This is a genomic window from Streptomyces sp. NPDC023481 (assembly GCF_055560195.1).
In genome coordinates this window covers 14,273-27,694 of sequence record NZ_JBVHJE010000012.1, presented here as the reverse complement: position 1 = coordinate 27,694, position 13,422 = coordinate 14,273, and the positions used below count along the sequence as shown (strand labels likewise).

General features: G+C 74.4%; 9 protein-coding genes. 5 read left to right on the top strand and 4 right to left on the bottom strand.

From position 1 onward, the window contains the following. Positions 1-62 precede the first annotated feature (62 nt). Complete coding sequence (locus ACZ3ZD_RS22870) at positions 63-1,568, top strand: peptidoglycan recognition protein family protein (protein WP_467400258.1); 1,506 nt, start codon at positions 63-65, stop codon at positions 1,566-1,568. 177 nt (positions 1,569-1,745) lie between these two features. Beyond that, a complete protein-coding gene (gene manB / locus ACZ3ZD_RS22865) occupies positions 1,746-2,828 on the top strand; it encodes a mannose-1-phosphate guanylyltransferase (protein ID WP_467400256.1) in 1,083 nt (360 codons plus the stop codon). Between the two features lie 275 nt (positions 2,829-3,103). On the opposite strand, the gene ACZ3ZD_RS22860 is transcribed toward manB, so the two are convergent. The 4 genes from ACZ3ZD_RS22860 to ACZ3ZD_RS22845 form a co-directional block, all read right to left on the bottom strand. Next, entirely contained in the window at positions 3,104-4,123 is a 1,020-nt protein-coding gene (locus ACZ3ZD_RS22860) for a DNA-3-methyladenine glycosylase family protein (protein ID WP_467400254.1), read from the bottom strand. A gap of 64 nt (positions 4,124-4,187) precedes the next feature. Continuing rightward, positions 4,188-5,558, bottom strand: coding sequence for a coenzyme F420-0:L-glutamate ligase (locus tag ACZ3ZD_RS22855; RefSeq protein ID WP_467400252.1), 1,371 nt, complete (start codon positions 5,556-5,558; stop codon positions 4,188-4,190). After that, positions 5,555-6,514 (bottom strand): 2-phospho-L-lactate transferase, encoded by a 960-nt coding sequence (cofD, locus tag ACZ3ZD_RS22850; protein WP_467400249.1) that lies wholly within the window; start codon positions 6,512-6,514, stop codon positions 5,555-5,557. The genes ACZ3ZD_RS22855 and cofD overlap by 4 nt, the downstream gene beginning before the upstream one ends. A 34-nt stretch (positions 6,515-6,548) precedes the next feature. Further along, positions 6,549-7,055, bottom strand: a complete 507-nt coding sequence (locus tag ACZ3ZD_RS22845) for a cysteine dioxygenase (protein ID WP_467400819.1) — start codon at positions 7,053-7,055, stop codon at positions 6,549-6,551. Between the two features lie 677 nt (positions 7,056-7,732). On the opposite strand from ACZ3ZD_RS22845, the gene ACZ3ZD_RS22840 reads away from it, so the two are divergent. The 3 genes from ACZ3ZD_RS22840 (at position 7,733) to ACZ3ZD_RS22830 (ending at position 13,356) form a co-directional block, all read left to right on the top strand. Then, on the top strand, positions 7,733-7,996 hold the full coding sequence (locus tag ACZ3ZD_RS22840) for a WhiB family transcriptional regulator (RefSeq protein WP_003975777.1): 264 nt from the start codon (positions 7,733-7,735) through the stop codon (positions 7,994-7,996). A 180-nt stretch (positions 7,997-8,176) separates the two neighbouring features. Beyond that, positions 8,177-11,848 carry a glycosyltransferase family 2 protein gene (locus ACZ3ZD_RS22835; protein ID WP_467400247.1) on the top strand — a complete coding sequence of 1,224 codons (3,672 nt, stop codon included), beginning with the start codon at positions 8,177-8,179 and terminating at the stop codon, positions 11,846-11,848. Continuing rightward, positions 11,845-13,356: a DUF5719 family protein gene (locus ACZ3ZD_RS22830; protein WP_467400245.1), complete on the top strand. Its 1,512-nt coding sequence runs from the start codon at positions 11,845-11,847 to the stop codon at positions 13,354-13,356. The genes ACZ3ZD_RS22835 and ACZ3ZD_RS22830 overlap by 4 nt, the downstream gene beginning before the upstream one ends. Positions 13,357-13,422: the final 66 nt, after the last annotated feature.

The window sequence follows — 13,422 nt, the reverse complement described above, 5'->3', positions numbered from 1 at the left end:
TTCCGACACTCCATCAGTTGGCTGATGGACATATTTGTCTGACTATGTCCAAGATCCTGCCCATGCGTGGATTCCTCACTTCCGGTCCTGGCGTCTCCCCGCTCACCGCCTGCTCGGTCGGCGTCACCCTCGCCGCGGCCGTCGCGCTCGCCCCGGCCCCGCCGGCGACCGCCGCGACGGCACCGGCCGGGTCCGCCGTGCCGGCCGGTGCGGCCGACCCGGCCGTGCCCGGCAGCACCCGGTCGCTGCCGCTCGCCCCCCTCGCCCGGGCACGCGACCTAGGCACCGCCCCGGAACAGGGGCTGCATCGCACCGGCCTCGCACGGTTCGCGCTGGTCGGCGTCGTCTGGGACGACCCGGGCAGCGAGCTGCACGGCCGGGTGCGGGTGCGCACCCGGTCCGCCGCGACGGGCGAGTGGTCCGGCTGGCAGGACGTCGAGACGCACACCGCCGACCACGGCGCCGACCCGGGTACGGCGGAGGGCTCGGCCCCGGGGGTGCGCGGGGCGACCGCGCCGTTGTGGGTGGGGGAGTCGGACGGGGTGGACGTGCGGGTGCGGGCGGAGCGGGCGTCCGGCGGGCGCGCGGGAGGGGCGCGGTCGCCGCTGCCGTCGGGGCTGCGACTGGAACTGGTCGACCCGGGGAGTGACGGCGACACGGCCGCGGGGGAGGCCGTAGCGGCTGATGCGGCTGATGCGGCTGGTGTGAGGGGCAATGCAGGCGATGTCGGCGAGGCGCTGGAGGCGGATGCGGCCGGAGCCGAGAAGGCGAGGGAAGCCGGCGACGACGACCCGCCCCACACCGCTCTGGACACGGAGGCCGCGATCGCCGCGTCCGGCGCCAACGCCGACATCGCCGACTTCGGCGCCGTAGCGATCCCGGAACTGGACCGGGAGGCCACCGAACGCGAGCTGGGCCGCCTCCAGGGGACCACGCTGGACGACCCCGCGCGGGCGAAGCCGTACATCGGACCGCGCCCGCGGATCGTCACGCGCCGGGGCTGGGGCGCGAACGAGTCACTGCGCGAACACGGGTTCGTCTACACGAGGACGGTCAGGGCGGCCTTCGTCCACCACACCGCCTCGGGCAACAAGTACACCTGCGCCGAGGCCCCGTCCGTCATCCGCAGTATCTACCGCTACCACGTCAAGAGCATGGGCTGGCGGGACATCGGCTACAACTTCCTCGTCGACAAGTGCGGAACGATCTACGAGGGCCGGGCCGGGGGCGTGGCCAAGGCGGTGCTCGGCGCGCACACCCTCGGGTTCAACACCGACAGCACGGGCATCGCCGTGATCGGCACGTACGGGTCGACCAAGCCGTCGAGCAGCGCCGTGACGGCCGTCGCCCGGCTCACCGCGTGGAAGCTCGGGCTCTATGGGGCCAACCCGCTCGGAAAGACGTATCTCACGTCGGGTGGTGGCAACCTCTACCCGAAAGGGAAGAACGTACGACTGAACGTGATCTCCGGCCACCGCGACGGGTTCGCCACCGCGTGCCCCGGCAAGCGGCTCTACGCCAAGCTCGGCACGGTCCGCGCCGGCGCGGCGACGTACCAGGGGCGCTGAGGCCGGAGCCCGCGTCCACCGCCGTCGGGGGACGGGCGGGGTGGGGGAATCCGCAGGCCGATCCCGGGACACCGCGCGGCCGCCGGGACGTCCGTCGCACGGTCTGCATACACTGACCGGCCGAAACGAGTGTTTGGCGAGAGTTCGGCCGGTACCGGCAGGAAGCAGAGACGACAGGTGACAGAAGCGATCCTCCTGGTCGGAGGCAAAGGCACCCGGCTGCGACCGCTGACGGTGCACACACCCAAGCCGATGGTCCCGGCCGCCGGCGTGCCGTTCCTCACGCACCAGCTGGCGCGGGCGCGGGCGGCGGGCGTCGAGCACATCGTCCTCGCGACCAGCTATCTGGCCGAGGTCTTCGAGCCGTACTTCGGCGACGGCTCCGCGCTGGGCCTGCACATCGAGTACGTCACGGAGGAGGAGCCGCTCGGCACCGGCGGGGCCATCCGCAATGTCGCCTCCCGCCTGCACTCCGGGCCCGACGAGCCGGTGCTGATCTTCAACGGCGACATCCTGACGGGCCTGGACATCAGGGCCCTGGTGGACACCCACGAGTCGACGGGCGCCGACGTCTCGCTCCACCTGACGAAGGTGACCGACCCGCGCGCGTACGGTCTCGTGCCCACGGACGACACCGGGCGCGTCCTGGCCTTCCTGGAGAAGCCGCAGACCCCGGAGGAGATCGTCACCGACCAGATCAACGCGGGGGCGTACGTCTTCCGCCGCTCGCTGATCGACACGATCCCGGCGGGGCGCCCGGTCTCGGTGGAGCGGGAGACCTTCCCCGGGCTGCTGGCCGCCGGCGCGCACCTGCAGGGCATGGTCGACTCCACGTACTGGTTGGACCTCGGCACCCCGGCCGCGTTCGTCCGCGGCTCGGCCGACCTGGTCCTCGGCCGCGCGCCGTCCCCGGCCGTGCCGGGCCGCTGCGGCGACCGCCTCGTGCTGCCCACGGCCACGGTGGCGCCCGACGCCAAGCTGACGGGCGGCACGGTGGTGGGCGAGGGCGCGTTCGTGGCGGAGGGCGCGCGGATCTCCGGCTCCACCATCCTGCCGGGCGCCGTCATCGAACCCGGCGCCGTCATCACCGACTCCCTCGTCGGCACCCGCGCCCGCGTGGGCGAACGCTCCGTCCTCACCGGCACGGTCATCGGCGACGGCGCCACCATCGGCCCCGACAACGAACTCCGCGAGGGCGTCCGAGTATGGTGCGACGCCCACATCCCGGCGGGAGCGGTGCGCTTCTCCTCGGACCAGTAACCCCCCGACACGGCTGCGGGCACGGGTGCCGCCACAGCCGCAGCGCCCTTCGTGCCGCCTTGGCCGCCTTGGCTGCGGCTGCGTGTGGTGGGGTTGGCGCCCGCATGCCAGCGGTCTTCGTGCCGCCTTGGCCGCCTTGGCTGCGGGCAGTCGTGCCGCTGGGGCGGCACGGGTGGGCGCAGCGGCACCCTGGCAGCGCCGGCAAGCGACCGCCCTCGGCCAACCCGGTCCCCACAGCGCCGGCAAGCGACCACCCCGCCCCACCCCACCGCGCCTCAGAGCAACCCGATATCCACCCGAGGCATCTTCGGTTTCCGTCGAGCCGGTACGCACCCGCTGAGCAGGATCAGCCGGGCCGCCCGGTGCCGCTGGCCGGCATACGGCTCCAGCAGCCGCAGCATCTCCGTGTCGTCCGCGTCCCGGTCGCCCGCGAGTGCCCACCCCACGATGCCCGGCAGATGCAGGTCCCCGACCGTCACCGCGTCCGCCGCCCCGTGACTGCGCTGCACCACTTCCGCCGACGTCCACGGCCCCACCCCCGGCACGACCTCCAGCCGCGCCCGTGCCTCGCCCGCCGGCATCCCCACCGTCTGCTCCAGCCGCGCGGCGACCCGTACGGCCCGCAGCACCGTGGACGCCCGCTTGTCGTCGACGCCGGCCCGGTGCCACTCCCAGGACGGGATCAGCGCCCAGGTCCGCGGCGCCGGCATCACCCACATCGGCCGCTCGCCCGCCCCCGCGGGCCCCGGCGCCGGCTCCCCGAACCGCCGTACGAGCCGCCGCCAGGCCCGGTACGCCTCGTCGGTGGTGACCTTCTGCTCCAGCACGGACGGGATCAGCGCCTCCAGCACCCGTCCGGTCCGGGGCAGCCGCAGCCCCGGCCGCCGGTGCCGCGCCAGCGCCACCACCCGGTGCCGCGGCACGAACGCGCCGGGATCGTCGGCGGCACCGAGCAGCTCCGGCAACTGCTCCAGCAGCCACCCGGCACCCGGCCCCCACGCCTCTGCGAGCACCTCACCGCCGTACGCGCGCACCCGCAGCGTGCCCGGCCCGGCGGGCGTACGGCAGGCCCGCCACACGGAGCCGTCCGCCGTGGCCCGGAACGTCGGGTCGGCGGGCCCGCGCCGCAGCGGCCCGAGGGTCAGCCCGAGGTCCAGCGGCCCGTCCGGCACCCACCGCCGTACCCGCGCGGGGACCGCCTGCCGCGGTATCCCGGCGGTGGCCGCCGCGGGTACGGCGACCTGCCCGCCGCGTACGGTCGTCCGCGTGGGCCGCTGGGGGAAACGTCCTGCCACGAGTGAGTCCTAGGGTGCCGATCAGCCACCGGGGTGGCCGGAGCTGTCTTACGAGACTAGGCCCTCAGCGCACCGTCACGACCGCCCCCGCGTCCCGCTCCGGCCGCGGCCCCGGTTCCTCCGCCGGGCGGCCGACCGCCACCGCGCCCATCGGGTCCCAGTCCGCCGGCAGCTCCAGGACCTCGCGCACCACGTCCCGGCAGAACAGCGTGGACGACACCCAGGCCGAGCCCAGCTGCTCCCCGGCCAGCGCGACCAGCAGGTTCTGCACGCCCGCGCCCAGGGCGACCACGAACATGTCCCGCTCGGCGCCGTCCCGCCGGGCGTCCCCGTAGGTGTGCGAGCCGTCCATGACGAGGCACGGCACGATCAGGTACGGCGCGTTGCGCAGCACGTCACCGCGCCGGATCCGCCGGGCGACGGCCTCCTCGCCCAGGCCGTCCCGGCGCAGGTCGGCGATCCAGGCGTCCCGCATCGCGTCCAGCAGCCGTACCCGCGACTCCTCCGACTCCAGCAGCACGAACCGCCAGGGCGTGGTGTGGTGCGGAGCCGGCGCGGTGAGCGCGGCGGCCACGGCGCGGCGGACCGCGCCGGGATCCACGGGGTCGTCGGTGAACGCCCGCACGGTACGCCGCTGGGTGACGGCCTCCCGCACCGCCTCCGAGGTGCCGAGCCGGAACATGTCGTCCTGCGCGTTACGCACCAGCGCGCGGGCGCCCACCTCGCCACCGACGTCCTCGCCGTCGCCCTCACCGCCGACGGCGCCGGCCTCGGTGGCGAGCACGTGGGCCAGTCCGCGGACCACGGCCACCGGCCGCCCCGCAGCCTTCCCCTTGACCAGGTCACCGGCGGCCGCCAGCTCGTCCGCCGTGGCGACGACGGTCGCGCTGAGCGGGTTGCCGTACGCGTCCGTGCCCCCGCGCAGATCGTCCAGCACCCGCACCCCGGCCGCGCCGATCGCCACGTCCGTGAGCCCCGCCCGCCAGGGCCGGCCGAAGGTGTCGGTGACGACGACACCGACGTCGACGCCGAGGGAGTCGCGCAGCCCGGCCCGGATCGCGCGCGCGGACGCGTCCGGATCCTCGGGCAGCAACAGCACGGTCCCGGCGGGGGTGTTGGACGCGTCGACGCCCGCCGCGGCCATGACCAGCCCCTGCCGGTTCTCCACGATGCGCAGCGTGCCGCGCCGGGCCACGACCCGGACCGTCTCGGCGTCGATCGCGGCCTCCCGGTCGGCCGCCTGCACGATCCGCCCCTCGGCCTTGGAGACGATCTTGGAGGTGACGATCACCACGTCCCCGTCGGCCAGGTCCGGCTCGGCCGCGGCGATCAGCTTGGCGACATCGTCACCCGGCCGTACCTCCGGGATGCCGGGCAGGGCCCAGACCCGGTACCCGGGCCGCTCGGCCGGCCCGCCGGATGTCACTGCGCTCATGCCGCTCGCACCTCCTCGGCCAGCGCCAGCGCCTCCCGCACCATCCGCGCGGTCGCCTCGACGTCGGTCATCATCAGCGGGACGGCCCGGCAGCGGATGCCGTCGGCCTCGATCCGCTCGACCGCGCCCGCGTCGACGGTGTCGACCAGCCAGCCGTCCAGCAGGCCCGAGCCGTAGTGCTCGGCGACCGCGGCGGCCGTGGACTCCACGCCGACCGCGGCGAGCACCTTGTCGGCCATGCCGCGCACCGGCGCGTCCCCGACGATCGGGGAGAGGCCGACCACCGGCACGCCCGCCTCGGCGATGGCCTCCCGGATGCCGGGCACGGCGAGGATGGTGCCGATGGACACGACCGGGTTGGACGGCGGGAAGAGGATGACGTCCGCCTCCGCGATGGCCTCCAGCACGCCCGGGGCGGGCTTGGCCTGCTCGGCGCCGACCGGGACGACCGCCTCGGCCGGGACGGAGGCGCGCAGCTTCACCCAGTACTCCTGGAAGTGGATCGCCTTGCGCTCACCGTCCAGCTCGACGGCCACATGCGTCTCCACGCGGTCGTCGGTCATCGGGATGAGCCGCACACCCGGTTTCCAGCGGTCGCACAGCGCCTCGGTGACCGCGCTCAGCGGATAGCCGGCGCCCAGCATCTGCGTCCGCACGATGTGCGTGGCGAAGTCCCGGTCGCCCAGCCCGAACCACTCCGGGCCGACGCCGTACGCCGCCAGTTCCTCCTTGAGGGCGAAGGTCTCCCCGGACCGCCCCCAGCCCTGCTCCTCGTTGATGCCGCCGCCGAGCGTGTACATCACCGTGTCCAGGTCCGGGCAGACCCTCAGCCCGAAGAGGTGGATGTCGTCGCCGGTGTTGCCGATGACGGTGATGTCCGCGTCCGGCGCGGCCTGCTTCAGACCGCGCAGGAAACGGGCACCGCCGATGCCGCCTGCCAGAACCACAATGCGCATGGGAGCAAGTCTGGCAGGCGGGTCCGACAATGCGTCAGGCGGTCAGCGTCCCCGGCGCGGTCCGCGCCTCGCAGTACGGGGAGGTGTGCATCGGCATCGCGGTCAGGCCGGGGTGGTACACGTGCAGGCTGACCGCCGGCTCCAGCGCGTCGTTGACGACCTCGTGGACGTACCCCGGCGCGAACACCCGCTGGGAACCCGCCGCCAGCGCGCGCGTGCCGCGTTCGGTGCGCTCGGTGAGGGCGCCCTCCAGGACGGTGAGTACGCCGGACGAGTGGCCGTGGTCGTGCAGCCCGCTGCCCTGGCCTGGCACCCAGGACAGCAGCCACACCTCGTAGCCGGGGCCGGTGCGCAGCCGGTGGTACCAGCGGGTGGTGGCGTCGTACCGGACGAGGTGGGCCCACTGGGCGCGATCGGCGGCGAGGGACCGGGCGAACCCCACGAACTCGGCGACGGTGGCCGGGTGCTCGCGCGGCGGCTGGAGCAGGTGCGGGACCTCGAGGATGTCGCCGGCGATCTGCAGATCGTTGTCGCTGTTCATCAGGGTGCGCTGGTCCTCGGCGGAAGAGTGGGGGCTGATGCTGGGGTGACGCGTGCGGTCCGCCCGGATCACGGGCGGGCAGGGTGCCCTGGATGAGGGATCACTGAGCGGGAGACGCGACCGAGCCGGGATGGACTCGGGGACAGCCGGAGCGGGCTCGGCTCAACAGCTGGGACAGCAACAACAGCTACAGCGCGCGCGGGCGGCACCGAGGGACCCGGCGGTGCGGGTCGAGGTGAGCGCCAAGTTCGCGAGCATGCCCACTAGGACACCGGTTCACACCCGCACTGTCAACTCCGCGCCCGGTATGTGGGACATGTTTCACCTCATCCGGTTGATCTGCGCGATGAAAGGTTTGCTCACCGGGAGGTCGGGACACATGGGGCACATCCGAGCGCTCGAGCCTCGCGGAACGCGATCGAACACGGAGACGTCCTTCTCCGTACAGGGTTCTGTACGGGGGTCCGGCCGCCCCCGCGGGCCCCGCTGCGTGTCAAGGTTTATGCCGATTTGAACACTTTCCGCATGGCCTTGGTTCCGCAGAGTGAATAACGGGCTCAATAGCAGATCTCGGCTTGACTCGCCCGGAGCAGCACACTTGTAATTTCACTCGTGTCGTTCAGCCGGAATCGGTAACGGCCACGCACGGGGACGCGAAAGACAGACGAGGGGCGCACATGACCGAGCTGGTGCAGCAACTGCTGGTCGACGACGCGGACGAGGAACTCGGCTGGCAGGAGCGCGCGCTGTGCGCCCAGACCGACCCCGAGTCCTTCTTCCCCGAGAAGGGCGGCTCCACCAGAGAGGCCAAGAAGGTCTGCCTCGCCTGCGAGGTCCGCTCCGAGTGCCTCGAGTACGCCCTGGCCAACGACGAGCGCTTCGGCATCTGGGGCGGGCTGTCCGAGCGCGAACGCCGCCGCCTGAAGAAGGCCGCCGTGTGACCGTACACACGGCCGCAGACGTCACGAACGGCCCGTCGCCCGTGGGTTGTCCACAGGCGGCGGGCCGAGGTCATGGCCAGCCGATAGTGTGGTCGCTCGTCCGAGACGCCCGCTGTCCCCTCGGCCCCCGAGAGGACGCGGGCGTCCACCGCAGTCCATCGAACCGGGGCCCGTACCTCGATGTCCGTGCACAGCCATACGGCCGCCCGAACCGGCGCCGCCACCGCTGGGTTTGACCCGACCCGGCCACCCGAGTTCCCGCGTCACGTGGTCACCGCGGTCCTCGTCTCCCACGACGGCGCCCGCTGGCTGCCCGACGCGCTCGCCGGGCTGCTCGGCCAGGAGCGCCCCGTCCAGTACGCGGTGGCCGCCGACACCGGCAGCGCGGACGACTCCGCCCAGCTCCTCACCGAGGCCCTCGGCGACGCCCAGGTGCTGCACCTGGCCCGCCGCACCGGCTTCGGCCAGGCGGTGGAGGAGGCGAGCCGCACCGCACCCCTCCTCACCCCCGAGGACCTGCCGTACCTCAAGCGCCCCAGCGGCTGGGACCCCGTCACGCGTACGTGGCGCGACGACGCCTACGACCTGCCCGAGCTGCCGCACGGCGAGCCCGTCCACTGGCTGTGGCTGCTGCACGACGACTGCGCCCCCGAACCCGACGCCCTCGCCCAGCTGCTGCGGGTCGTCGACAACGAACTCGAACTCGGCCGCGACGACGTCGCGGTCGTCGGCCCCAAGCTGCGCGGCTGGTACGACCGCCGCCAGCTGCTGGAGGTCGGCGTCTCCATCGCCAACTCCGGCCGCCGCTGGACCGGCCTCGACCGCCGCGAACAGGACCAGGGCCAGCACGACCACGTCCGCACCGTGCTCTCCGTGTCCACCGCCGGCATGCTCGTCCGCCGCGACGTCTTCGAGCAGCTCGGCGGCTTCGACCGCCGGCTGCCCCTCATGCGCGACGACGTCGACCTGTGCTGGCGCGCCCACACGGCCGGCCACCGCGTCCTGATCGCCCCCGACGCGGTCGTCCGGCACGCCGAGGCCGCCTCCCGCGAGCGCCGCACGGTCGACTGCGCCGGCCGCACCACCGCCTCCCCGCACAAGGTCGACAAGGCCGGCGCCGTCTACACCCTGCTCGTCAACACCCGTACGGCCGCGCTGCCCTGGGTGCTGCTGCGGCTCGTCCTCGGCACCGTCCTTCGCACCCTCGCCTACCTCGTCGGCAAGGTCCCCGGCCAGGCCCTCGACGAGATCCGCGGCCTGCTGAGCACCCTGCTGCGGCCCGAGCGGATCCTCGCCGCCCGGAGCCGCCGGGGCCCCGCCCGGATCGACAAGGGCGAACTGCGCCAGCTGTTCCCGCCGCCCGGTGCCACCGTCCGGGCCACCGTGGAACAGATCGCGGGCAGTTTCACCAGCGGCGGCGACACCGACACCTCCTCGGCCGGCCGGCACGGCGGCGCCGTGGAGTCCGGGCCGGGCGGCGACGACGCCGAGTTCCTGGAGGTCGAGCAGTTCGCCCGGCTCAAGCGGATCGCCCGCAAACCGGGCCCGGTGCTCTTCCTCGCGCTGCTGCTCATCTCCTTCGTCGCCTGCCGCGCCCTGCTCGGCGGCGGCGCGCTCGCCGGCGGTGCCCTGCTGCCCGCCCCGGCCGGCGCAGGCGACCTGTGGTCCCGCTACCTGGACGCCTGGCACCCGGTGGGCGCAGGCGGTACCCCGTCCGCACCGCCCTACCTGGCGGTCGTCGCGACCCTCGCCTCGCTCCTGTTCGGCTCCACCGGACTCGCCGTCACCGTCCTGCTGGTCGGCTCGGTCCCGCTCGCCGGCTGCACCGCCTACTTCGTTTCCCGGCCCCTGGTCACCTCCCGGCTGCTGCGCGCGTGGGCGGCCATCGCCTACGCCTTCCTGCCCGCCATCACCGGCGCCCTGGCCGGTGGCCGCGTCGGCACCGCCGTCCTCGCAGTACTGCTTCCGCTCATGGCGCGCGCGGGCGTCGCCGCGAGCGGCCTGGCCAACCGCACCGGCACGCGTGGCAGCTGGCGCGCCACCTGGGCGTACGCGCTGCTGCTGACCCTCACCACCGCCTTCACGCCGATCGTCTGGCCCATCGCGCTGATCCTCGGCCTCGCCGTGCTGGTGCTGCGCCGCGGCGACCTCCTCGCCCGCGGCCTGCGCCTCCTGGCCCAGCTCGGCACCCCGCTGCTGGTGCTGGCCCCCTGGTCGCTGGCCCTCCTGCCGACCGGCTTCTTCCAGCAGGCCGGCCTGGCGTACGGCCCCTCGGCCGCCTCCGCGCTCGACCTGCTCGGCGCCGCCCCCGGCGGTCCCGGCACGGTGGACGGCCTGATGCTCGTCGGCATCGTGCTGGCCGCGCTCGCCGCCCTGCTGCGCTCCGAGCGGCAGCTCGGCATCCGCGCCGCGTGGGCCGTCGCCCTGGTCGGCCTCGTCTTCGCGGTCCTGTCCAACAAGTCCGCCTGGGCGGGACCGGCCACCCTCGTCTACGGCATCGCCCTGCTGGCCGCCGCCGCCCTCGGTGCCGACGGCGCACGCGCGCGCGTGGCCGAGCAGAGCTTCGGCTGGCGCCAGCCCGTCGCCGCCCTGATCGCCTTCGCCTCGGCCGCCGGGCCGCTGCTCATCGCCGCCGGCTGGATGATCGGCGGCGCCGACGGCCCCCTGGAGCGCCGCGACCCCGCCCAGGTGCCCGCGTTCGTCGCCGAGGACTCCTCCGGCGGCGCCCAGGCCCGCACCCTGATCCTCGACAGCGACTCCACCGCGCGCGTGCGCTACACCCTGGTCCGCGGCTCGGGCGCCCGCATGGGCGACGCCGAAGTAGCCGCCGCCGACGGCGGGAACGCCCGCCTGGACAAGATCGTCGCCAACCTCGTCGCCGGCTCCGGCGCCGACCAGGCCGGCGAACTCGGCGGCTTCGCCGTGCGCTACGTCCTCGTCCACAAGGGCGCCCCGCGCGACATCACCCGGATCCTCGACGCCACCCCCGGTCTGTCCCGGCTCAGCGAGCAGCAGGGCAACGCCCTGTGGCGCGTCGACCAGGACGTCTCCCGCGCGGCCATCGTGCCGGCCTCCGGCCCGGGCAGGGCCCTGCCCGTCACCGCGGGACCGGTCGAGATCCACACGACGATCCCCGCCGGCTCCGGCGGCCGCGTCCTGCGCCTCGCCGACAGCGCCGCCGACGGCTGGACGGCCACCCTCGACGGCAAGCCGCTCACCCGCACCACGGTCGACGGCTGGGCCCAGGGCTTCCAACTGCCCTCCGCCGGAGGCAGGCTGGACGTCACCTACGACGCCCCGCTCGCCCACACCGCCTGGCTGTGGACGCAGGGCGCGCTCGCCGTCGTCCTGGTCGTCCTCGCCCTGCCCGGCCGCCGCCGCGACGTCGACGACGACCTGCCCGAGGAGGAGCCCGTACCCGCCCAGGCCACCGCCGGCGAGGGCCGACGTGCCCGCCGCCTGCGCGCCCAGGCCGAGGAGGCCTCCGCCGAGGAACACCCCGGCGCGCCCCCGCAGCCCGAGCAGCCCCCGGCCGCCGTACCGCACCAGCAGAACTACGACGAGTGGGACCCGGCCACCTACGGGGACACCGGATACGCCGGCTACGGCACGGACCCGTACCAGACCGCGACGGGCTACGACCAGCAGGCGTACCAGCAGTCCGACCCCTACCAGACGGCCCCCTACGACCCGTACGCCTACCCCGGCACCGCCGACCAGACGCCGTACGACCCGGCGGCCTACCAGCAGCAGGGCTACGACCCGGCGTACGACCCCGCCCAGCAGGAGTACGACCCGGCCCGGCACCCCCACGGCACCGGCAGCCAGCGCCCCGACGGGAGCCAGCAGTGAACCGCACCACCCTGTCCCTGATCGCCGGTACGACCGCGCTGGCCGCCGTCACCGCGTTCGCCGCGTTCGACTCGCCGGCGGCGTCCGGAGCCGCCCCCGGGACAGCGGCCCAACTGCCCGTCGAGCGCACCGGTCTGCTGTGCCCGGCACCGAGCATGTCGGACATCGCCGACACGGCGTACACGTCGTTCACCCCGGTCACCAAGGGCGCCACCGGTAACGGCAAGGCCCAACTCCAGGCGGCCGACGGGCAGTCGGCGGACGGCACGGACGGCAAGAGCGGTAAGGGGGCCAAGGGGGCCGGGAAGAAGGCCGGTGAGCCGGTGCTCACCCCGAAGGCACCGGGCACGCCGGCCACCGGCGAGACCTCCGGCGCCGAGGCGCCCGCGCTGATCGGCACCGCGGACGGCGCTTCCGCGCCCGGCTGGACCGTCCAGGAGACCACCGAGGTCGCCGCCGGCACCGGCCGGGGCCTCCTCGGCGTCAACTGCACCGGTGCGGACACCCAGTTCTGGTTCCCCGGCGCCAGCACGGCCGCCGGCCGCACCGACTACGTCCATCTGACCAACCCCGACGACTCCGCCGCCGTGGTCGACATCGAGCTGTACGGCAAGAACGGCGCGATCAAGTCCCCGCTCGGCGAGAACCTCACGGTCAAGCCGCACGCGAGCGAGCCGATCCTGCTCCCCACGCTCACCGACGAGCGGCAGGGCGACCTCACCGTGCACGTCAGCGTGCGCAGCGGCCGGGTCGGCGCGGCCGTGCAGGCCCTGGACGACAAGGCGGGCGGCGACTGGCTGGCCGCCGCCACCGACCCGGCCGCCGACCTCGTCCTGCCGGGCATCCCGAAGGACGCCACCGACGTCCGCCTGATCGCCTTCACCCCGGGCGACGACGACGCCGACCTGAAGATCCGCCTGGCCTCGCCCGACGGCCTGATCACCCCGGCCGGGAACGAGTCCGTGCACGTCAAGTCCGGCATGACGACGGCGGTCGACCTCGGCGACGTCACCCGGGGGGAGGCCGGCTCCCTGGTCCTCACGCCCACCGACCAGACGGTCCCGGTCGTGGCGGCCCTCCAGGTCGTCCGGGGCAAGGGCGACAAACGGGAGACGGCGTTCATCCCGGCCACCGCCGCCGTCGGCGCGCGCGCGACCTCCGCCGACAACAGCGCCAAGGGCACGACGCTCGCCCTGACCGCCCCCGGCGGCACGGCCACGGTCAGGGTCACCGCCTCCGCCGGCAGCGAGGGCGGCACCCCGGCGAGCAAGACCTTCACCGTCAAGTCGGGCACCACCCAGAACGTCGACGCACCGGTACCGGCCGGCCTGAAGGGCACGTACGCCCTCACGGTCGAACCCGTCTCCGGCGGACCCGTCTACGCCGCCCGCACCCTCGCCGCCACCGAGGGAGGCGTCCCCGCATTCACCATCCAGACCCTCCCGGACGACCACGGAACGGTCGCGGTACCGCAGACGAAGGAGGACCTGTCGATCCTGCAGAAGTAGGCGCGCGCAGGGAGCCCGGGGCGAGGCGCGGCCGGGCCCTCTCTTCCGGATCCTGCCGGGGTCGCG

Bases quoted from the DNA above. Each gene is read 5' to 3' on its own strand.
- ACZ3ZD_RS22845 (WP_467400819.1), bottom strand. From the start codon at position 7,055: ATGAACAGCGACAACGATCTGCAGATCGCCGGCGACATCCTCGAGGTC.
- ACZ3ZD_RS22870 (WP_467400258.1), top strand. From the start codon at position 63: ATGCGTGGATTCCTCACTTCCGGTCCTGGCGTCTCCCCGCTCACCGCC.
- ACZ3ZD_RS22855 (WP_467400252.1), bottom strand. From the start codon at position 5,558: ATGAGCGCAGTGACATCCGGCGGGCCGGCCGAGCGGCCCGGGTACCGG.
- cofD (WP_467400249.1), bottom strand. From the start codon at position 6,514: ATGCGCATTGTGGTTCTGGCAGGCGGCATCGGCGGTGCCCGTTTCCTG.
- ACZ3ZD_RS22835 (WP_467400247.1), top strand. From the start codon at position 8,177: ATGTCCGTGCACAGCCATACGGCCGCCCGAACCGGCGCCGCCACCGCT.
- ACZ3ZD_RS22840 (WP_003975777.1), top strand. From the start codon at position 7,733: ATGACCGAGCTGGTGCAGCAACTGCTGGTCGACGACGCGGACGAGGAA.